The following is a 20390-nucleotide window of genomic DNA, read 5'->3' as shown; positions in this document are numbered from 1 at the left end:
GGTGATCCGCGACTGGTCACCCTGGGTGCCGTGCGGGATCAACTTGCTCATGTCGGGCTTGTCAGCCTGCACCGCCACCGAGACGGGCTTGGCGTCCACCGCCGGGGTGGCGGCGTGCGCGGCGATCGGACCGGCGAAGACGCCACCGGCGAACGCGAGACCAGCAACAGACAGAACGCTCTTACGGATGATCGTGTTCATGGGGTAGCTCCTTCGGGGGTAGAACACCCGGGCCGCTAAGGGGGAACAGCGGCAGGGTGTCGAGCACCTCGTCGGGCGCTGCAACAACACAAGGAAAAAGTCTTTGGGGGTGGCGGCCTACAAGCGGGGGGCTCGTGGCGCCAGGGTCGGCGACCGCCAAGCGGGGGGCTCGTGGCGCCGGGTCCAGATGTAACGACCGGGGGACCGAGGTCATTCCGGGGTCGGCCCATCGAGGCGGTAGCCGGTCGGTCGTGGGGGGTGCAACGACCGGGGGGCCGGGGTCATTCCGGGGAGGCCCGATCCGTCGGCACCCACATCACGGCGGTGCCGGTCGGTCGTTCGTGGGGACTGTAACGACCGGGCGGGGGTGGGCATTCCAACCCGCGGGGCCTGCATCCCAACCCCCGAGGGGGCGGGTGGTCGGCCGTGGTGCTGCGATCGTCAGGATGTGTAACGACCCCGGCCCGGCCATGATTCCAGCCCACGGGTGCGACCGGTCACAGCCCCAAACCGCCCTAAACCGCCCGGCGGCCGACTCGCCGCCCAGTCTCGCCGACCCCAAAGCCGGACAAAATTGCCCAATGGCCTCAGGTTCGACCCCACAGGCCACCAATCCGCGCTTGATCGACTCGCCCTCCAGGAAGTCGGGGCATCCGGTGCGCTCTGATGCCCCGACTTCAATGAAGTCGAGTCGATCAAGAAGTGTCGCCGTCCGGTGGAGCCCACCGAACCGGATAAAACGCCCGCAAGGGGATCTCTGGTTGGGGGCACCCACGCCGAGGCGGCGTCCGGCGGTCCATCGTCACCGCCGCCGAGCGAGGGACGAGGTTTGCGGGCGGGGGTGCTCTGGTGGCGGGTCGTAACTATTGAGCGAACTGGGTGGATGCCCTGCTCAGGGCCGGAAAATCGGTTGAGTTGACGGGTTCGTGCCGGCAGGCTGAGGTCTCCGCCACCCACGTTCCGGAGGACTTTTCCATGCGCCTGCTCCGTGATCTGTGGGGCACCTCGACCCGTCGTATGACGATCGTGGCCGTCCTCATCGTGTTGGGCGCTGCGGGGCAGGCGGGCGCTTCGGCGCTGGCCGGCGCGGTGTTGGTGCATCGCTCGGCCGGTTTCTTCGGCGTACTGGCCGCAGCCCTGGTCGCCGTGGTCCTCAGCGACCTCGCGGTGAGTTTGCTGATGGCCGGTCTGACCGCCGACTGGTCCGCCGACGTGCGCCGCCGGCTCTGTCGCGTCGCTCTCGGGCAGGACCTGCCCACCTTGGAGACCACCCCGGTGGGCGAGTTGCTCGACCGGATCGACGGGGACGTCTATCAGGTGGCGTCGGCAATTCGTAACCAGGGCACCCGGCTCGCCCAGGGCCTCTGCGTCGGCCTGTTGTCGATGGTCGTGGCGCTGTTCGTGTGGTGGCCTGCGGGGATCGCGATGCTGCTGCTCACGGTGGTGCTGGCGGTCGGCCTGCGCCGGCCCACGGCGCGGATCAGCCCGGCCCGGATGGCCGAGGAGGAGGCGTGGTCCGACCTGGCCGCCGTGATGGAGGAGGCGGTGCACGGCCAGGACGACGTACGCACCAGTCTGGCCCGGCCGTACGTGCTGCGGTTGTACGCCCGGCGGGCTGCCGCCGTGCTGTCCCGGGGCCGGGTGGTCTGGGTGCTGTCCGCCTGGGTGGCGACGGCGGCCACCGCGACGATCCGGGCTGGTATCGGCGCGGTGGTGCTCGGCGGGGCGTGGGCGTTGGCCACCGACCGGATCGACGCCGCCCGGCTCACCGCCATCTGGCTGCTCGCCCTGGCCTTCGGGGCGACCGCGGAACACGTCAGCCGGATGGTGCCGGAGATCCAGGAGGCGCTCGGCGCGTGGGCTCGGGTGCAGTTGCTTCAGAAGGCTCGGCAGGAACCGGTCGGCGGGGCCAGCCCGAGCGAGGGTGACCTGCGCATTCGGGATCTGACCTTCGGGTACGAGGAGAGTGACCGGGGGGCGGCGCTGCGAGGGCTCAGCCTCACCTTCGCGCGCGGTCGCTCGTACGCGCTGATCGGGCGGACCGGTTCGGGCAAGTCGACGCTGGCGAAGGTGCTCACCCGGGCGGTCGACGTGCCGCCGGGCACGGTGTTCCTCGGCGGCACCGACCTGTGTGACCTCGACGTCGAGCAGCTACGTCGCTGGGTGGCGTTGGTGCCGCAGCGCACCGAGATCCTGGCCGGCACGCTCGCCGAGAACGTCGCGCTCTTCGACCCGGAGCTGCTCGACGCGGCGGCTCGGGCGCTCGACGAGTTGGGGTTGGCCGGTTGGATCGCCGAGCTGCCGGACGGGTTGGCGACCCGGCTGGGGGAGGGCGGGCACGTGCTCTCCGCCGGTCAGGAGCAGTTGGTGGCGTTCGCCCGGATCCTGGTCCGAGAGCCGCACGTGGTGATCCTCGACGAGGCCACCGCACGGCTGGATCCGGTCACCGAGGCGCGGGTGCAGCGGGCCACCGAACGACTGCTGCGCGACCGGATCGGCATCGTCATCGCGCACCGACTCTCCTCGGTGCGCCGCTGTGACGAGGTGGTCGTCCTGGCCGACGGCGCGGTGGTCGAGGCCGGTCCGCTGGAGACGTCGACGCGCTTCGCCGAACTGCTGGCGACCAGCCACGCCGCCGCGTACGCCACGGTGGCCCCGGCCGGTCGCTCCGGCGTCGGCACCGACCTGCTGGTCGGCCCCGGCCCGGCCGACGCCTGGCCGACCGAGCCGCCGACCGAGCCGGTCGCGCTCAATGAGCAGGCCGCCGCCTGGCCGAATGAGCCGGCACCCACGCGGGCCGAGCCGAATGGGCAGGCCACGCGGGAGACACCGCCGGACAGCACGCAGGGCACCCTCGCGCCGACCCGCGCCGACCCGCCACCACTGCCGCCGGTGCCACCGGCCCGGACGCTGCGGGAGATCTTCCGACTCTGCACCAACGATCCCCGGTACGGGGCGGCCGCGATCGTGCTGTTCCTCGGGCTCAGCCTGCTTGGGTTGGACGGCCCGGTGCTGCCCTGGCTCTGGGCGGACCTGGTCGACGGGACGGGCAGCCCGTACCTGCCGGCGGTGGGGATCGTTGCCGGGCTGCTGATCACCCTGCCGTTGCCGTTCTACACGCACGTCTGGTTCCCGCAGTGGTGGGTGCGGCAGATGCTGCGGATCGGGCTGCGCCTGGTGCACGGCCAGACCGGGCCGCGCCGGGTCAGCTCGCACACCCCGGCCGAGGTGGTGGCGCAGGGCGGGGACACCGAGCGGGTGGTGCAGCTCGCCGACAACGTGCTCGACCAGGCCGTCGCGCTGGTGCTCGTGGTCGCCATGACGGCGGTCACCGGCAGTGTCGTACCCGGGCTGTTCTTCCTCGGCACGATGGTCGTCTCCGGGCTGGCCGCGACGCTGTTCGGGCCGAAGCTGGAGCGTGCGGCCCGGGCGACGGTGGCGGCGCGGGCCTCCTTCGCCACCGCGCTGGTCTCGGCGCTCTCCGCAGCGCGGACGGTGAAGCTCGCCGGCGCGACCACCGCGGTGCTGCGCCACCTGGCGGGCCTGGACGTGCTGCGCAGCGACCGGCAGCGGCGGGAGATCTCGGTGCAGGTGTGGGCGCGTTCGACGCCGTCGATGGCCAGCGGGCTGTTGCCGATCGGCGCCTGGGCGCTCTACCTGAACGGTTCGCTCTCCGCCGGGGCGGTGCTGGTGGCCGTCTCCACCCTGGGTGCGGCCCGCTGGTTTGCCTGGACGACGGCGTCGTTGATCTCGCAGCTGCCCTCGGCGCGGGTCTGGACCCGGCGCACGGCGGCGATGACCGGGGTGAGCACGTACTCCGCGGGGGTGCCGGAGGTCGACCTGACCGCCGGGACGGCGCCCGCGCCGACCATGCCGCCTCGGCATCCGTTGCGCCGCCTGGAGCTGCGTGACTTCGGGGTGGTGCACTCCGACGGCGCGGTGGCCGTGCGCGGTGTGGACCTGACCGTGCAGCGGGGGCAGTTGGTGCTTGTCGTCGGGCCGGTGGGGTCGGGCAAGTCCTCGCTGTTGCGGGCGCTGGCCGGGATCGTGCACCACACCGGCGAGCTGGCCTGGAACGGTGACCCGGTCACCGAGCCGGAGCTGTTCCTGCGTCCCAACCAGGTTGGCTACGTCGGTCAGTTGCCCCGGGTGCTCTCCGGCACGGTGGCCGACAACATCGCCCTCGGGCACCAGGTGGACGCGGCCGGGGCGATCAGCACCGCCCAGCTCGACCATGACCTGGCCGCCGCCGGCGGGGGGCTGGGGCTACTCATCGGGCACAAGGGCACCCGGCTCAGCGGCGGGCAGTTGCAGCGGCTGGCGCTGGCCCGGGCGCTGGCACCGCGTACCGAATTGTTGGTGGCCGACGACGTGTCGTCGGCGCTGGACGTCACCACCGAGCTGGCGCTGTGGCAGGCGCTGCGCGACCACGGGGTGACGGTGGTCGGCTCGACCGCGAAGCGCGCGGCGTTGGTCCGGGCCGACCACGTGGTGGTGCTGCTCGGCGGCACGGTGGCGGCCCAGGGCACCTGGCAGGACCTGGAGGGCGACTGGTCGCACCTGGCCGGCTGAACGCCGGGCCGAGCACCAGCGCTGACGCCGGGTGCGACTGAAGGTGGGGCGGCTGCCGGCATGGCAGCCGCCCCACCGGCGGGATCAGGCGCGGGCGTACTGGGCGGGTCCGGAGTAGGCGACGCCGAGCTTCGCGGCGGCCCGGCGCGGCCAGTACGGGTCGCGCAGCAACTCCCGGCCGAGCAGCACCAGGTCGGCTTCGCCGCCGGCGATGATCTGCTCGGCGTGCTCAGGCTCGACGATGAGGCCCACCGCGCCGGTCGGTACGCCGGCCTCGCGGCGGATCTGCGCGGCCAGCGGCACCTGGTAGCCGGGGCCGAGCGGGATGCGCTGGTCCATGCTCACCCCACCGGAGGACGCGTCGACCAGGTCGACGCCGACGCCGGCCAGCTCACCGGCGAGCACCACGCTGTCCTCGATCGTCCAGCCGCCCTCGACCCAGTCGGTGGCGGAGATCCGGGTCAGCACCGGCACGTCCTCACCGACCGCGGCGCGCACCGCGCGGGCCACCTCCAGGGTGAGCCGCATCCGGGCAGCCCGGTCGCCGCCGTACGAGTCGGTGCGGTGGTTGGTCAGCGGCGAGAGGAACTCGTTGAGCAGGTAGCCGTGGGCGGCGTGGATCTCCACGGCGGCGAAGCCGGCGTCCAGCGCGCGTGCGGCACCGGCCGCGAACGCCTCGACCACACCGGCGATGCCGGCCTCGTCGAGGCTGGTCGGCGTCCGGTAGTCGGCGGTGAACGGCTCCGCGCCGGGGGCGACGGGCGTCCAGCCGCCCTCGGCGTCCGGCACCCCGCCGCGCTCGGATGCCCACGGCCGGTAGGTGGAGGCCTTGAATCCGGCGTGCGCGAGCTGCACGGCCGGCACCGCGCCGTGGGCGGCGACGAACGCGGTCACCGGTCGCCAGGCGTCGACGTGCGCACCGGACCACAGCCCGGTGTCCTGCGGGCTGATCCGGCCCTCGGGGAGCACGGCGGTCGCCTCGGTCAGCACCAGACCGGCCCCGCCGACCGCGCGACTGCCGAGGTGGATCAGGTGCCAGTCGGTGGGCAGACCGTCGGGGCCGGCGGAGTACTGGCACATCGGCGCCAGGGCGATCCGGTTGGGCAGGGTGACCGCGCGCAGGGCCAGGGGTGTGAACAGGGAACTCATGTGGTCATCCTCTCCGACACGACGACGGGCCCCCGGGGAGAGGGGCCCGTCGTCGTTGGGTGAACTGATCAGGCGGGAACAGGGTCGAGCTGGGGCCGGGTGTCGACGACCGGCTCCGGGTCGGTCAGGTCACGCTGGCCGGCGGACTCGTACGCCGCGCGGTCGAGGGTGCCCTCGCGGGCGGCGACCACGGTCGGCACCAGTGCCTGCCCCGCCACGTTGGTGGCGGTGCGGATCATGTCCAGGATCGGGTCGATGGCCAGCAGCAGGCCGGCGCCGGCAAGCGGCAGGCCCAGCGTGCTCAGGGTCAGGGTGAGCATCACGATCGCGCCGGTCAGGCCGGCGGTGGCCGCCGAGCCGACCACCGAGACGAAGGCGATGAGCAGGTAGTCGCCGATGCCGAGGTGCACGCCGAACACCTGGGCCACGAAGATCGCGGCGAGGGCCGGGTAGATGGCGGCGCAACCGTCCATCTTCGTGGTCGCGCCGAAGGGCACCGCGAACGAGGCGTACTCGCGGGGCACGCCGAGGCGCTCGACGGAGCGCTGGGTGACCGGCATGGTGCCGACCGAGGAGCGGGACACGAAGGCCAGCTGGATCGCCGGCCAGGCGCCGGCGAAGAAGCGCAGCGGGTTGAGGCGGCCGGCGAGGATCAGCACCAGCGGGTAGACCACGAAGAGCACGATGGCGCAGCCGACGTAGACGGCGGTGGTGAACTTCGCGAGGGGGGCCAGCAGGTCCCAGCCGTACGAGGCGACGGCGTTGCCGATCAGGCCGAGGGTGCCGATCGGGGCGAGGCGGATGACCCACCAGAGCGCCTTCTGGACGATCTCCAGCAGGGAGCGGTTCAGCGCCACGAACGGTTCGGCGGCGTCGCCGACCAGCAGGGCCGCGGCACCGATGACGACGGCGAGGAAGACGATCTGCAGGACGTTGCCCTCGACGAACGCGCCGACCGGGTTGGTGGGCACGATGCCGGTGAGGAAGTCGGTCCACGAGCCGGTGTTCTTCGGCGGCGCCGCGCCGCCCAGGTCGAGGGTCACGCCCTTGCCCGGGTTGGTGAGCAGGCCGAGGCCGATGCCGATGCTCACCGAGATCAGCGCGGTGATGCCGAACCACAGCAGGGTCTTGAGGGCGAGCCGGGCGGCGTTGGCGACGCCGCGCAGGCTGACCACGCTGACCACGATGGCGGTGAAGACCAGCGGCGGCACGGCCAGCTTGAGTAGCTGGACGAAGAGGCCGCCGACGGTGTGCAGGGTGGTGGTCAGCCAGCTCAGGTCGTTGCTGCGGGCCAGGAAGCCCAGTGCGACGCCGAGCACGAGGCCGAGCAGGATCTGCACGGAGAAGGGAATTTTGCGCAGGCTGAAGGGCATGGGGATGTATCCAATTGTCCGGTCCGATCGGGGCAGGCGTAGGTACGCGGCTAGCCCGGACAGATGCCACTGGCCTGCAGTCGGAGATCGACATACAGGCGGACAGTGAGGTCCCAGACGTTGGTCATCGCGGGCCGACGATACCTCGATTCCCGCTCACCGGAAGGACCCATCGGCGTGAGGCCCCTTACACAGAGCCAGCGCGGTGGCGGTGGTCACCCCCCACAGCACCGTGAGGGCGAGGATCAACCGCTCCAGCACCCCCACCACCGGGCCCCGGCCGATGACGAGCATCGCCAGCCCCACCGTGACGCAGAGCGGCAGCGTCAGCGCGGCGGCCACGCCGGCCAGCCGACGCACCGTCGGGCCGGCGGGCCCGGACACGGCAAGCGTGATCATGGCGAAGACCACCGCCGCGGTCGCCACGATGCTCGCGCCGCCGTGCACCAGATCCGCCGCCGTCGTGCGCTCGAACGGCGGCAGCGGGCAGCCGTCGGAGCAGGTCACCACCCCGGACACGGCGGTGCACACAGCCCCGGCGGCGAGCAGCCCTGGGGCCGCCCACACCCCGGGGGGCAGCGCCGCGCCGATCAGCAGCAACGCGCCGGCAAGGGCCAGAACCCCGAGCCGGTACGTCGCGGCGTGGCCGGTGTCGGCGATGCCCGCCTCGCTGACGTACCCGGTGAGCCCTGAACCGGGACCGGCGACCACGGCGAGCGTCACCGCCACCGCACCGGCCAGGGCGCAGCCGACCGCGGCGGACCCGGCGACCCGGCGGGCGATGTCGCCGCGGGCCCTCGGCACGGTCGGGGCGCCGGGCCGACCTGGCTCAACCACGCCCGTGCGGCGTGCTCCAGCCGGACTCGTCCGGCCCGAGTGGCACGATGCCGCTGGGGTTGATCTCCCGGTGGGTGCCGTAGTAGTGCCGCTTGATGTGGTCGAAGTCCACCGTCTCGCCGAAGCCCGGCGTCTGGAACAGGTCCCGGGCGTACGCCCAGAGCACCGGCATCTCGGTCAGCTTGTTGCGGTTGCACTTGAAGTGCCCGTGGTACGCGGCGTCGAAGCGGACAAGCGTGGTGAAGAGCCGCACGTCGGCCTCGGTGATCGCGTCACCCATCAGGTAGCGCTGCCCGGCCAACCGCTCGGAGAGCGCGTCCAGCCGGGCGAAGAGCGCCCGGAACGCCTCGTCGTACGCCTCCTGGGAGGTGGCGAACCCGCACCGGTAGACGCCGTTGTTCACGTCGGTGTGGATCTCGGCCATCAGCGCGTCCATCTCGGGGCGCAGTGCCTCCGGGTAGAGGTCCGGCGCCCCCGCCCGGTGCAGCGACCGCCACTGGGTGGAGAAGTCGAGGGTGAGCTGCGGGTAGTCGTTCGTCACCACCCGACCCGTGAGCGTGTCGACGAGCGCCGGCACGGTCACCCGGCCGGTGTAGTCCGGGTCGGTGGCCAGGTACGCCTCGGAGAGGAAGCTGACGCCGAGGACCGGGTCGAAGCCGTCCGGGTCGAGGGCGAACGCCCAGCCCCGCTCGTCCCGGATCGGGTCGACGGTGCCCAGCGAGATCGCGTCGTCCAGCCCGAGCAGACCGCGCACGATCTTCGCGCGGTGTGCCCACGGGCAGGCCCGGCACCAGACGAGGCGGTACCTGCCGGCCTCCAACGGCCAGCGGCCCTGCTCGTCGGGGCCACCGCCGGGCAGGGCGGTCGAGTCCGGGGTGACCCGGCCGGTGAAGCGGTTGGGCTGACGGACGAACGCGCCACCGCCGCTGGTCTCTGCGCCGAACTGTGCCCGGGTCATGCCGTCAACCTATCCGCTGAACGCGCGGATATCCTGGCGCCCGGCAGCCCACCCAACCCCGGTGGGCGGCCCCACCCCCCGCCGTCTGCACCCCTAAGGACTCGCGATGACCGTGGCATACCTGGTGGCCGGTGTCCGCACCCCGATCGGCCGGTACGCGGGCGCGCTGGCCGGCGTACGCCCCGACGACCTGGCCGCGCACGTGATCCGTGAGCTGGTCGCCCGCCACCCGTCGGTGGACTGGGCACGGGTGGACGACGTCGTGCTCGGCTGCGCCAACCAGGCCGGCGAGGACAACCGCAACGTGGCCCGGATGGCGGCTCTGCTGGCCGGCCTGCCCGAGCAGGTGCCGGGCAGCACTGTCAACCGGCTCTGCGGCTCGGGCCTGGACGCGCTGGCCACCGCTGCCCGATCCATCGTGGCCGGGGACGCCGAGCTGGTGATCGCCGGTGGGGTGGAGAGCATGAGCCGGGCGCCGTTCGTGATGCCGAAGGCGACGTCTGCGTACTCCCGCTCGGCCGAGGTGTACGACACCACCCTGGGCTGGCGGTTGGTGAACCCGCTGATGCGCGACGGGTGGGGGATCGACTCGATGCCGGAGACGGCGGAGAACGTGGCCGCCGAGTACGGCGTCAGCCGAGCCGAGCAGGACGCCTTCGCGTACCGCTCGCAGCAGCGTGCGGCCAAGGCGCAGGCCGACGGCCGCTTCGCCGAGGAGATCGTGGCGGTCTCCGTGCCAGCCGGTCGCCGGGAGACCCGGCTGGTCACCCTCGACGAGCACCCCCGGGAGACCTCGCTTGCGAAGCTGGCCGCGCTGCCCACCCCGTTCCGCGACGGGGGCACGGTGACCGCCGGCAACTCCTCGGGCGTCAACGACGGCGCGGTCGCGCTGCTGGTGGCGAGTGAGGCGGCGGTCTCCCGGTACGGCCTGACCCCGCTGGCCCGCATCGGTGGCGCGGCGGCGGCCGGTGTGCCGCCCCGGATCATGGGGATCGGCCCGGTGCCGGCCACCCGTAAGTTGCTGGACCGCGTCGGCGTCGAGTTGAGTGCGGTGGACGTGGTGGAGCTGAACGAGGCGTTCGCCGCGCAGTCCGTGGCGGTGCTGCGTGAGCTGGGGCTGCCGGTGGACGCCGAGCACGTCAACCCGAACGGTGGGGCCATCGCGCTCGGGCACCCGCTCGGTGCCAGCGGCGCGCGGCTGGCGCTGACCGCCGCCCTGGAGCTGCGCCGTCGTGGCGGTCGCCGGGCGCTGGCCACCATGTGCGTCGGTGTCGGTCAAGGCATCTCCCTGTTGCTGGAGTCAGCCGCCTAGAGTGGTCCACACCACACGACCCGCGCGGCGAGGAACTGGGGAGCACCTTGATGCCGGACAGACTGCCGACCGAGATCGATCTGACCAGGCCGAGCGCGGCCCGGGTGTACGACTACTTTCTGGGTGGGGCGCACAACTTCGAGATCGACAGGCAGTTGGCCGAGCAGATCGCCAGCATGACCCCGAATCTCGCCGCCACCATGCGCTCCGGTCGGGAGTTTCTGCGCCGAGCCGTCCGGGCGCTGCTCGACGCCGGCATCGACCAGTTTCTCGACATCGGCTCCGGCATTCCCACTGTGGGCAACGTGCATGAGGTGGCGCAGGGGGTGAACCCCAAGGCCCGCGTGGTGTACGTAGACATCGACCCGGTGGCCGTCGCGCACAGCCGGGAGCTGCTCACCGGCAACGAGCTGACCGGGGTGATCCACGCCGACCTGCGGGAGCCGGAGCGAATCCTCGCCGAGACCCGCCAGCTCGGGCTGATCGACTTCAGTCGGCCGGTGGGCATCCTGCTGGCCGGGGTGGTCCACTTCATCCCGGACGCCGACCGGCCCGAGGAGATCCTGGCCACCCTGCGGGACGCCGCCGCGCCGGGCAGCTTCCTGGTGATCTCGCACTCCACCTTCGAGGATCAGCCGCAGGAGATGCTGGACGCCCAACGCCTCTCCGCACGGACGGCCACCGAGATCACCCTGCGCTCTCGTGCGCAGGTCACCGGCTTCTTCGGCGACTGGACCATCGTGGACCCGGGCGTGGTGCACATGCCGCTCTGGCGTCCCGACTCACCGTCCGACGTGGACGAGCACCCGGAGCGGTTCGGCGCCTTCGGGGGCGTCGCCCGATACGACCAGCCCGCCGGCTGATCTCGTGGCCGCCGTCCCGGACCCCGCCGGGGTCGCCGCCGGCCGGGCCGACGCAGGGGTCGCCGCCGACTGGGCCGACGCCCAGGGGTACGCCGCCGACTGGGCCCGCGCGGTACGCCGTCTCAGTTTCGTGCCGCTCAGCGTGGCCGAGACCGAGCGGCTGCTGTTGGCGCACACGATCCGGCTGGCCCAGGTGGTACGAGCCGAGCCGTTCACCGCCCAACCGGCCGAGGAGGTCGGGCGGGCGTTGGTGGAGGCGCACCTGACCGAGCCGCTGGCCCTGGACTGGACGCTGCACGCGCTCGGTGCGGCCTTCGGGGGTCGGGTCCTGGGCGACGGCGACCGGCCGGCCGACCTCGCCGACCGGATCGCGGCGATGCAGGGTGGGCTGGCTGCCGGTTTCGCGCGTGCGCTGCGCGACCGCACCTTCACTCAGCAGGAGCGGATCGCCCGGTCGGCCTGGCAGGCGCGCGACGAGGTCGAGCAGGCGCTGCGCGAGAGCGAGGCCCGGTTCCGGGCGGTCTTCACCGGTGCCGCGATCGGGATCGGGATCGCCGGCGTGGACGGTCGGATCATCGACGTCAACCAGGCATTCGCCGACATGCTCGGCTATGCGATCGAAGAGTTGCGGGGCACCAACGTGGCGGCGCTGTGCCACCCCGAGGACGCCCCCGGGATGTGGGAGCTCTACCACGAGCTGCTCGAGGGCAAGCACGACGGGGCCCGGGTGGAGAAGCGCTACCACCGCAAGGACGGGACCGTGGTCTGGACGGATCTGGCCGTCTCGCTGATCCGCCACGAGGGCCGGCCGCGATTCACCGTCGCGATGATCGAGGACATCACCGAGCGGTACGAACTCCAGCAGCGGCTGCGCTTCCAGGCGCTGCACGACCCGTTGACCGGGCTGCCCAACCGGACGCTGTTCTTCGAGACGTTGGGGCGGGTGCTCGACACCGCGGGCGCCGGGCAGCGGGTCGGGGTGTGCTTCCTCGACCTGGACGGCTTCAAGGCGATCAACGACAGTCTCGGCCACGACCTCGGTGACCGGCTACTGGTGATGATCGGCCGGAGGCTGGCCGCGTGCGTGGCCGACCACGGGCACCTGGTCGCCCGGATGGGAGGCGACGAGTTCGTGATCCTCGTCGACGGAGGCGACGACACCGACGACCCGGTTGCCGTCGCGGAGGCCGCGCTGGCCGCCGTCGCGGCGCCGGTCCACGTCGGTGAGCACCAGTTGGCCGTCTCCGCCAGCGTGGGCATCGTGCAGTGCCCCGCCTCGGAGACCACCGCGTCCGAGCTGATGAAGGCCGCGGACACCACGCTCTACTGGGCCAAGGCGGCCGGCCGGGGTCGGTGGGCGGTCTACGACCCCGAGCGCGGCGCCCGGGACATCGCCCGCTCGGCGTTGGTCGCCGGGCTGCCCGCCGCCCTGGACCGGGGCGAGTTCGTGCTGCACTACCAGCCGATCGTGTCGCTGCTGGAGGGCACCATGCTCGCGGTGGAGGCGCTGGTCCGTTGGGAGCACCCGGAGCTGGGCCTGATCGGGCCGGACCGGTTCATCGGCCTCGCCGAGGAGACCGGCCTGATCGTCCGGCTCGGCGAGTGGGTGCTGCGGCAGGCCTGCGCGGACGCCGAACGGTGGTGGCGGGAGTTCCCGGAGGCCCGGTTGGTGGTCAGCGTCAACCTGGCCGCCCGGCAGGCCGACGATCCGGCCATCGTGGGCACCGTGGCCGACGCGTTGCACACCAGCGGGCTGCCCGCCGAGCTGCTGCAACTGGAGTTGACCGAGAGCGCCGTGATGGGCAGCGCCGGTGAGCCCCTGCGCAGCCTGCACCGGCTCGCCGCGCTCGGCGTCCGGCTGGCCGTGGACGACTTCGGCACCGGATATTCGAATCTGGCGTACCTGCGGCGGCTGCCGATCCACTCCCTGAAGCTCGCCGGCCCGTTCGTCGAGGGCATCCGCGCGGACGGGACCGACGTGGTGGCCGATCACCGCGACGAACGGATCGTCGACGCGTTGGTCCGGTTGGCGCACGCCCTGGAGCTGTGGGTCACGGCCGAGGCGGTGGAGACCGGCGTGCAGGCGGAACGGCTGCGGGCGCTGCGCTGCGACACCGGGCAGGGCCGATACTTCGGCGCGCCAGCCCCGGTCGACACGATCACCGCCCGGCTACGCGGCAACGGAGGGTGACGGCGTGAGCCTGACGGACTCGCAGACGGTGGTGACCGTGGTGGCCGGGCTGGCAATCCTGGCCGGGTTGGCCGGCGTGGTGGTGCCCGGCCTGCCGGCGCTGCCGCTGTGCTGGGGTGGTGTGCTGGTCTGGGCGACCTTCGGCGGTGCCGGCGTGGGTGGCTGGGCGGTGTTCGCCGTCGCCACCCTGGTCGCCGCGAGTGCCATGGTCATCAAGTACGCGTGGCCCGGCCGAAACCTGAAGCGCACCGGCGTGCCGACGTCCACGCTGCTCGCCGGCGGGGTGCTCGGCATCATCGGGTTCTTCGTGGTGCCGGTCGTGGGTCTGGTGCTCGGCTTCGTCGCCGGGGTGTGGGCGGCCGAACGCCTCCGGCTGGGCAGCAACCAGCTAGCCTGGCCGTCCACCGTCCAGGCCCTGAAGGCCGCCGGTCTGTCGATGCTTGTCGAGTTCGCCGCCGGCCTGGTCATTGCCGGGCTGTGGCTGGCCGGCCTGCTCCTGACGTGACCCGCTGCCCTTCCTCGGCTTCCCCACGGTGATCAAGAGGTTTCGGTCAGCCGGGGCCTGAAATCTGACGCAAACCTCTTGATCAACGGGGAAAAGGAGGAGGGGGAGGGCGCGGGGCACTTGTCGGGCACGGCGGAGCGCCGTACGGAGAGAGAGGTGTGCCCCGCGCCGCCGCGGTCCGGGCGGTCCGAGTGCCCGGGGTGGGCCCGTCGCGAACGGGCTGGTCACGGGGTCAAGGATGCGGGCCCGAGTGGTCCGACGGCAACGCAATTAGCCCGACGGCGGTGAGATTCCCACCGACTATGTATTGACCGCCTTGATCGGCTGGGACGACACTTTGCGCACTCGCACGCGGAACCACCTCAGGGAGGTGTGCAGTGGCCACGACGCCCGTGCCGACCGCCGAGCATCCGATGGACGACGACGCCCGACGGCTCGCTGAACTCGGCTACAAACAGGAGCTGCGCCGCAAGTGGAGTGGCTTCTCCAACTTCGCCATCTCGTTCTCAATCATCTCGATCCTGGCCGGCTGCTTCACCACCTTCGGTCAGGCATGGAACAACGGTGGACCGGTCGCCATCTCCTGGGGCTGGCCGCTGATCTCGCTGTTCATCCTGATCATCGGCTTCTGCATGGCGGAGCTGGTGTCGGCGTACCCGACCGCGGGTGGGATCTACTGGTGGGCCGCCACCATGGGCCGCCCGGTGCACGGCTGGTTCACCGGCTGGTTGAACCTGATCGGGCTGGTGGCGGTCACTGCCTCGGTCGACTACGGCTGCGCGACGTTCCTCAACCTCACCCTGTCGGCGCTCTTCGACGGCTGGGCCGGGACGCTGCGTCAGGCGTTCATGCTCTTCGTGATCATCCTGGTGCTGCACGGGCTGATCAACATCTTCGGGCACCGGATCATCGACGTGCTCCAGAACGTCTCGGTCTGGTGGCACGTGGCCGGCGCGGCCGTCGTGGTGGCCATTCTGGTGTTCGTCCCCGACAACCACCAGAGCTTCCAGTTCGTGTTCACCGAGCGGTTCAACAACTCCGGCTTCGGTGACGGGGACATCGGCGGGCTGACGTTCTGGTTCTACGTGCTGCCGCTGGGCTTCCTGCTGACCCAGTACACGATCACCGGCTTCGACGCCTGCGCGCACGTCTCCGAGGAGACCCGGGGCGCCTCCCAGGCCGCGGCCCGCGGACTCTGGCAGTCGATCTTCTACTCGGCGGTCGGCGGCTGGATCCTGCTGCTGGCGTTCCTCTTCGCGGCCACCGACGTCGAGGCGATCAACGCCGCGGGTGGCTTCTCCGGCGCGATCTTCGAGTCCGCGCTGACCCCGGTCTTCTTCAAGATCGTCATCATCATCTCCACAATTGGCCAGTTCTTCTGTGGCATGAGTTGCGTGACCTCGATGAGCCGCATGGCGTACGCCTTCAGCCGGGACCGGGCCGTACCCGGCTGGCGGTTGTGGTCGAAGGTCGACCGCAACGGCACCCCGGTCAACGCGATCATCGGCGCCGCCCTGGCCGGCCTGGTGCTGACCCTCCCGGCGCTCTACGAAAGCGCGGACGGCATCCCGATCGCCTTCTACGCGGTGGTCTCCGTCGCGGTGCTCGGGCTCTACCTGTCCTTCCTCATCCCGATCGCGCTGCGGCTGCGGATGGGCGACCGGTTCGTCCCCGGCCCGTGGACGCTCGGCCGCAAGTACAAGCTGTTCGGCTGGATCGCGGTGATCGAGATCGCGATCATCGCCGTCTACTTCGTGCTGCCGATCGTGCCCGCCGGGGTGCCCGGCAACGACGGGTTCACCTGGTCGGCGGTGAACTACGCGCCGCTCGCCGTCGGCGGGGTGCTGCTGGTGGTCGCCGTCTGGTGGTACGTCTCGGCCCGGAAGTGGTTCACCGGCCCGGTCCGTACCGTCGAAGAGCCGGCGGCGGCGGCCGACCCCGCGCCGGTCGACGGCCCGGTCTGATCGGCACCCGGCGGGACGGGCCGTGCTGCCGTCCCGCCGGGTGGCCCTCGGGTTTGCGGCCCTCGCCGCCGGGGGCATTGACGGTGATCCGGTTTGCCAGTAGACCTTGGTGATGGAGGCCCGCGAATGAGGAAAGCTCCGCTCACGCTGGAACAACTGCGGGTCGCCGTCGCCGACGGTGAGATCGACACGGTGGTGCTGGCCCTCGTCGACATGCAGGGCCGGTTGCAGGGCAAACGGTTCCACGCGCCTTTCTTCCTCGACCAGGTGGTGGCCAACGGCAGCGAGGGCTGCAACTACCTGCTCGCCGTGGACGTCGACATGAACACCGTCGACGGGTACGCGATGTCGAGCTGGGAACGCGGCTACGGCGACTTCGCGATGGTGCCGGACTTCGCCACGATGCGCCGGATGCCCTGGCAGCCCGGCTCCGCGCTGCTGTTGGCCGACCTGACCTGGCTCGACGGGTCGGGCGACGTGGTCGCCTCGCCCCGGCAGATCCTGCGTCGGCAGTTGGACCGGCTGGCCGAGCATGGGCTGAGCGCGTACGCCGGCACCGAGTTGGAGTTCGTGCTGTTCCGCGACTCGTACGAGGACGCCTGGCAGCGCGGCTACCGCGACCTCACCCCGGCCAACCAGTACAACGTCGACTACTCGTTGCTCGGGACCGCCCGGGTGGAGCCGCTGCTGCGCCGGATCCGCACCGAGATGGCCGGCGCGGGCCTCACCCCGGAGAGCGCCAAGGGCGAGTGCAACCTCGGGCAACACGAGATCGCCTTCCGGTACGACGAGGCGGTGGCCTGCGCGGATCATCACGTCATCTACAAGAACGGCGCCAAGGAGATCGCCGCCCAGGAGGGGATGGCGATCACGTTCATGGCCAAGCCGAACGAGCGTGAGGGCAACTCCTGCCACATCCACTTCTCGCTGCGCGACTCCTCCGGTTCGTCGGCGATGCTCGGCGACGGGCCGGCGCACCTGTCGCAGACCGGGCAGCGGGTGCTCGCCGGGCTGCTGGCCACCATGCGGGAGTTCAGCCTGCTCTTCGCCCCGAACATCAACTCCTACAAGCGCTACCAGCCGGGATCGTTCGCCCCGACGGCGCTGCGCTGGGGCGTCGACAACCGCACCTGCGCGCTGCGGGTGGTCGGGCACGGGCAGGGCATGCGGGTGGAGAACCGGGTGCCCGGCGCAGACGTCAACCCGTACCTGGCGATCGCCGGGCTGGTCGCCGGTGCGCTGCACGGCATCGACGGTGAGTTGGAGTTGGGTGAGGAGTGCACCGGCAACGCGTACGACGACCCGGAGGCCGAGCGTGTTCCCGGCACCCTGCGCGACGCCCTGGCCCTCTGGGAGGAGTCCACGGTGGCCCGGGACGCGTTCGGCCCCGAGGTGGTGGCCCACTACGCCAACCAGGCAAGGGTGGAGCTGGCCGCCTTCGACGCCGCAGTAACGGACTGGGAGCTAACCCGTGGCTTCGAACGTCTCTAAGACCCCTGTCGGCGTCGATCATGGAGTTGTGGTGGGCGGTATGAGGTGGATCGTGGCTTTCGTGGGGCACCACAACTCCATGATCGACGAGGCGGGGGCGGGGTGGGGCTGGTGACGCTCGTGGTTGACCCCTCTAGCGGGGTGGGGTTTCGGGAGGTTTCTGGGGCCTCCCTGGACGAGGTTGACGCGGCCATCGAACGGGCGGCTCGGGCATTCGAGCGGTGGCGTCGGGTGGGGGCGGGGGATCGGGGGCGGTTGTTGCGGCGGTTCGCTTCCGTCGTCGACGCGCATCTGGACGAGTTGGCCACGCTGGAGGTGCGCAACTCCGGGCACACCATCGGCAACGCCCGGTGGGAGGCCGGAAACGTCCGCGACGTCCTGGACTACTACGCCGGCGCCCCCGAGCGGCTGACCGGGCGGCAGATCCCGGTGCCCGGCGGGTTGGACGTCACCTTCCACGAGCCGCTCGGCGTGGTCGGCGTGATCGTGCCCTGGAATTTCCCGATGCCGATCGCCGCCTGGGGGTTCGTCCCCGCGCTCGCCGCTGGCAACACCGTGGTGCTCAAACCCGCAGAGTTGACCCCGCTCACCGCGCTGCGCCTCGCTGAGCTGGCCCGCGAGGCGGGCCTGCCCGACGACGTCTTCACCGTGATCCCGGGTGCGGGCGACGTGGTGGGGGAGCGGTTCGTCAGCCACCCGGCGGTCCGCAAGATCTGCTTCACCGGCTCCACCGAGGTCGGCACCCGGATCATGGCCGGCTGCGCCGCCCAGGTGAAGCGGCTCACCCTGGAGCTGGGCGGCAAGAGCGCGAACATCGTGTTCGCCGACGCCGACCTGGAGCGCGCCGCCGCGACCGCGCCGGGCGCTGTCTTCGACAACGCCGGCCAGGACTGCTGCGCACGGTCGCGGATCCTCGTCCAGCGTCCGGTGTACGACCGGTTCCTGGAACTGCTCGAACCGGCGGTACGCGCGGTACGGGTCGAGGACCCGTCCCGAGACACCGCCGAGATGGGTCCGCTGATCTCCGCATCCCAACGGGACCGGGTCGCCGGCTACGTCACCGGGGCCAAGGTCGCCTTCACCGGCTCCTGCCCCGACGGCCCCGGGTTCTGGCACGCGCCCACCGTGCTGCTGGCCGACTCGCCAGCCGACCGGCACTGGCGAGAGGAGATCTTCGGCCCGGTCGTCTCGGTGCTTCCGTTCGACGACGAGGCGGACGCGGTCCGGCTCGCCAACGACACCGAGTACGGCCTCTCCGGCTCGATCTGGACCCGGGACGTGGGTCGTGCCCTCCGTCTGGTCCGCGCTGTCGACTCGGGCAACCTCAGCGTCAACTCGCACTCCTCGGTGCGCTACTGGACCCCGTTCGGCGGGATGAAGCGCTCCGGGCTCGGCCGTGAGCTGGGCCCGGACGCGCTGCACTCCTTCACCGACGTCAAGAACGTGTTCATCTCGACAGAGGAGTGACGCCAGTGCAGGGTCGGTTGCAGGACCGGGTGGCCGTGGTCACCGGAGCGGGCAGCGGTATCGGGTTGGCCACGGTACGGCGCTTCGCCGCCGAGGGGGCCCGGGTGGTCTGCGTGGACATCGACGCGGCGGCTGGCACGAAGGCCGCCGAGGAGTGCGGTGGCGAGTTCGTGGCCACCGACGTGGCCGACGAGTCGGCGGTGCGGGACCTGTTCGACGGGGTGGCCGACCGGCACGGCCGGGTGGACATCGCGTTCAACAACGCCGGCATCTCACCACCCGACGACGACTCGATCCTGGACACCGGGCTGGACGCGTGGGAGCGGGTGTTGCGGGTCAACACCACGAGCGTCTACCTGTGCTGCAAGTACGCCATTCCGCACATGCGCCGGCAGGGCAAGGGCTCGATCATCAACACCGCGTCGTTCGTGGCGCTGATGGGTGCGGCGACGTCGCAGATCGCGTACACCGCGAGCAAGGGCGGGGTGCTCGCGATGACCCGGGAGTTGGGCGTGCAGTTCGCCCGCGAGGGCATCCGGGTCAACGCGTTGTGCCCCGGCCCGGTGGCCACCCCGTTGCTGCTGGAGCTGTTCGCCGCCGACCCGGAGCGGGCCGCCCGTCGGCTGGTGCACGTGCCGATGGGCCGCTTCGGGCAACCGGAGGAGATCGCCGCCGCCGTTGCGTTCCTGGCCAGCGATGACGCCTCGTTCATGACCGCCGCGCAGTTCGTGGTCGACGGCGGCATCACGGGCGCCTACGTCACTCCCCTATGAGGAGGCCGCTGATCGGGGTCAGCGCGTACGTCGAGCCGGCCGCCTGGGCCGCCTGGCGGGGTGTGCGGGCAGTGCTGGTGCCGGAGGCGTACACGAGGGCGGTGACCGCCGCGGGTGGCCGGGCGGTGGTCCTGCCACCGGACGACGTGGACGCCGACGTGGTGGCCGTCCTCGACGGGCTGCTGTTGGCCGGTGGCGCGGACGTCGGCCCAGGGCGGTACGGCCAGCCGCCCGACCCGCGTACCGAGGATCGGCCGGATCGGGACGCTGGCGAGCTGACCCTGTTGACGGCGGCGCTCGCCGCCGCGCTGCCGGTGCTCGGTGTCTGCCGGGGGATGCAGCTGCTCGCCGTGGCGTACGGCGGCACCCTGCACCAGCACCTGCCCGACGTGGTGGGACACGAGGCGCACCGCCCGGCGCCCGGCGTCTACGGGGCCCACCCGGTGCGGTTCGCGCCGGGCAGTCTGGCCGCGTCGGTCTTGGCGGGGGTCGACCAGGTCAACTCTTACCACCACCAGGCGATCGCCGATCCGGGCCGGCTCACCGTGACCGGTTGGGCGGGGGACGGCGTGGTCGAGGCGGTGGAAGACCCGGCCCTGCCGTTCGTGCTCGGGGTGCAGTGGCATCCGGAGAACGAGCCGGACCCGCGCCCGATCACCGCGTTGGTCGAGGCGGCCGGTCGACGCCCGCCGGTCGTCGCGACCGCGGCGCGGCACCAACCGGTGTGACGTACG

At 71.8% G+C, this 20390-nt stretch carries 14 protein-coding genes and 1 pseudogene; 10 read left to right on the top strand and 5 right to left on the bottom strand.

Annotated features, from left to right (window positions below; genetic code table 11):
* A pseudogene (locus IF46_RS0117940) lies at positions 1-201 on the bottom strand (hypothetical protein); the annotation flags it as partial.
* 975 nt (positions 202-1176) lie between these two features.
* On the opposite strand from IF46_RS0117940, the gene IF46_RS0117935 reads away from it, so the two are divergent.
* Positions 1177-4773 carry an ATP-binding cassette domain-containing protein gene (locus IF46_RS0117935; protein ID WP_030489510.1) on the top strand — a complete coding sequence of 1199 codons (3597 nt, stop codon included), beginning with the start codon at positions 1177-1179 and terminating at the stop codon, positions 4771-4773.
* A gap of 84 nt (positions 4774-4857) precedes the next feature.
* On the opposite strand, the gene IF46_RS0117930 is transcribed toward IF46_RS0117935, so the two are convergent.
* The 4 genes from IF46_RS0117930 to IF46_RS0117915 all read right to left on the bottom strand — a co-directional run bounded on the left by IF46_RS0117930 (position 4858) and on the right by IF46_RS0117915 (position 9090).
* A complete protein-coding gene (locus IF46_RS0117930; RefSeq protein ID WP_030489509.1) occupies positions 4858-5922 on the bottom strand; it encodes an NADH:flavin oxidoreductase/NADH oxidase in 1065 nt (354 codons plus the stop codon).
* A 68-nt stretch (positions 5923-5990) separates the two neighbouring features.
* On the bottom strand, positions 5991-7283 hold the full coding sequence (locus IF46_RS0117925; protein ID WP_030489508.1) for a dicarboxylate/amino acid:cation symporter: 1293 nt from the start codon (positions 7281-7283) through the stop codon (positions 5991-5993).
* 168 nt (positions 7284-7451) lie between these two features.
* Complete coding sequence (locus IF46_RS0117920) at positions 7452-8132, bottom strand: DUF998 domain-containing protein (protein WP_030489507.1); 681 nt, start codon at positions 8130-8132, stop codon at positions 7452-7454.
* A complete protein-coding gene (locus IF46_RS0117915) occupies positions 8125-9090 on the bottom strand; it encodes a glutathione S-transferase family protein (protein WP_030489506.1) in 966 nt (321 codons plus the stop codon). The genes IF46_RS0117920 and IF46_RS0117915 overlap by 8 nt, the downstream gene beginning before the upstream one ends.
* Positions 9091-9196: 106 nt before the next feature.
* On the opposite strand from IF46_RS0117915, the gene pcaF reads away from it, so the two are divergent.
* The 9 genes from pcaF to IF46_RS0117865 all read left to right on the top strand — a co-directional run bounded on the left by pcaF (position 9197) and on the right by IF46_RS0117865 (position 20384).
* Positions 9197-10402: a 3-oxoadipyl-CoA thiolase gene (gene pcaF / locus IF46_RS0117910; RefSeq protein WP_030489505.1), complete on the top strand. Its 1206-nt coding sequence runs from the start codon at positions 9197-9199 to the stop codon at positions 10400-10402.
* Between the two features lie 50 nt (positions 10403-10452).
* Entirely contained in the window at positions 10453-11265 is an 813-nt protein-coding gene (locus IF46_RS0117905; protein WP_030489504.1) for an SAM-dependent methyltransferase, read from the top strand.
* Positions 11266-11269: 4 nt separating this feature from the next.
* Positions 11270-13456: a putative bifunctional diguanylate cyclase/phosphodiesterase gene (locus IF46_RS0117900; protein ID WP_036392416.1), complete on the top strand. Its 2187-nt coding sequence runs from the start codon at positions 11270-11272 to the stop codon at positions 13454-13456.
* A 4-nt stretch (positions 13457-13460) separates the two neighbouring features.
* On the top strand, positions 13461-13961 hold the full coding sequence (locus IF46_RS0117895) for a DUF456 domain-containing protein (RefSeq protein WP_030489502.1): 501 nt from the start codon (positions 13461-13463) through the stop codon (positions 13959-13961).
* 377 nt (positions 13962-14338) lie between these two features.
* Complete coding sequence (locus IF46_RS0117890; protein ID WP_030489501.1) at positions 14339-15925, top strand: amino acid permease; 1587 nt, start codon at positions 14339-14341, stop codon at positions 15923-15925.
* Positions 15926-16051: 126 nt separating this feature from the next.
* The gene (locus tag IF46_RS0117885; protein WP_030489500.1) at positions 16052-17416 is read left to right on the top strand and encodes a glutamine synthetase family protein; all 1365 of its coding nucleotides are present in this window, start codon (positions 16052-16054) and stop codon (positions 17414-17416) included.
* Positions 17417-17527: 111 nt separating this feature from the next.
* Positions 17528-18883, top strand: coding sequence for an aldehyde dehydrogenase family protein (locus tag IF46_RS0117875; protein WP_030489499.1), 1356 nt, complete (start codon positions 17528-17530; stop codon positions 18881-18883).
* 5 nt (positions 18884-18888) lie between these two features.
* Positions 18889-19656, top strand: coding sequence for a 3-oxoacyl-ACP reductase (locus IF46_RS0117870; RefSeq protein WP_030489498.1), 768 nt, complete (start codon positions 18889-18891; stop codon positions 19654-19656).
* A complete protein-coding gene (locus IF46_RS0117865) occupies positions 19653-20384 on the top strand; it encodes a gamma-glutamyl-gamma-aminobutyrate hydrolase family protein (RefSeq protein WP_030489497.1) in 732 nt (243 codons plus the stop codon). Before IF46_RS0117870 ends, IF46_RS0117865 begins: the two co-directional genes overlap by 4 nt.
* Positions 20385-20390 lie beyond the last annotated feature (6 nt).

The sequence above is a fragment of the Micromonospora chokoriensis genome, assembly GCF_000718555.1.
Classification (GTDB): Bacteria; Actinomycetota; Actinomycetes; order Mycobacteriales; family Micromonosporaceae; genus Micromonospora; species Micromonospora chokoriensis_B.
The sequence above is the reverse complement of the archived record's forward strand: the minus strand, read 5'-3'. Positions and strand labels throughout refer to the sequence as shown.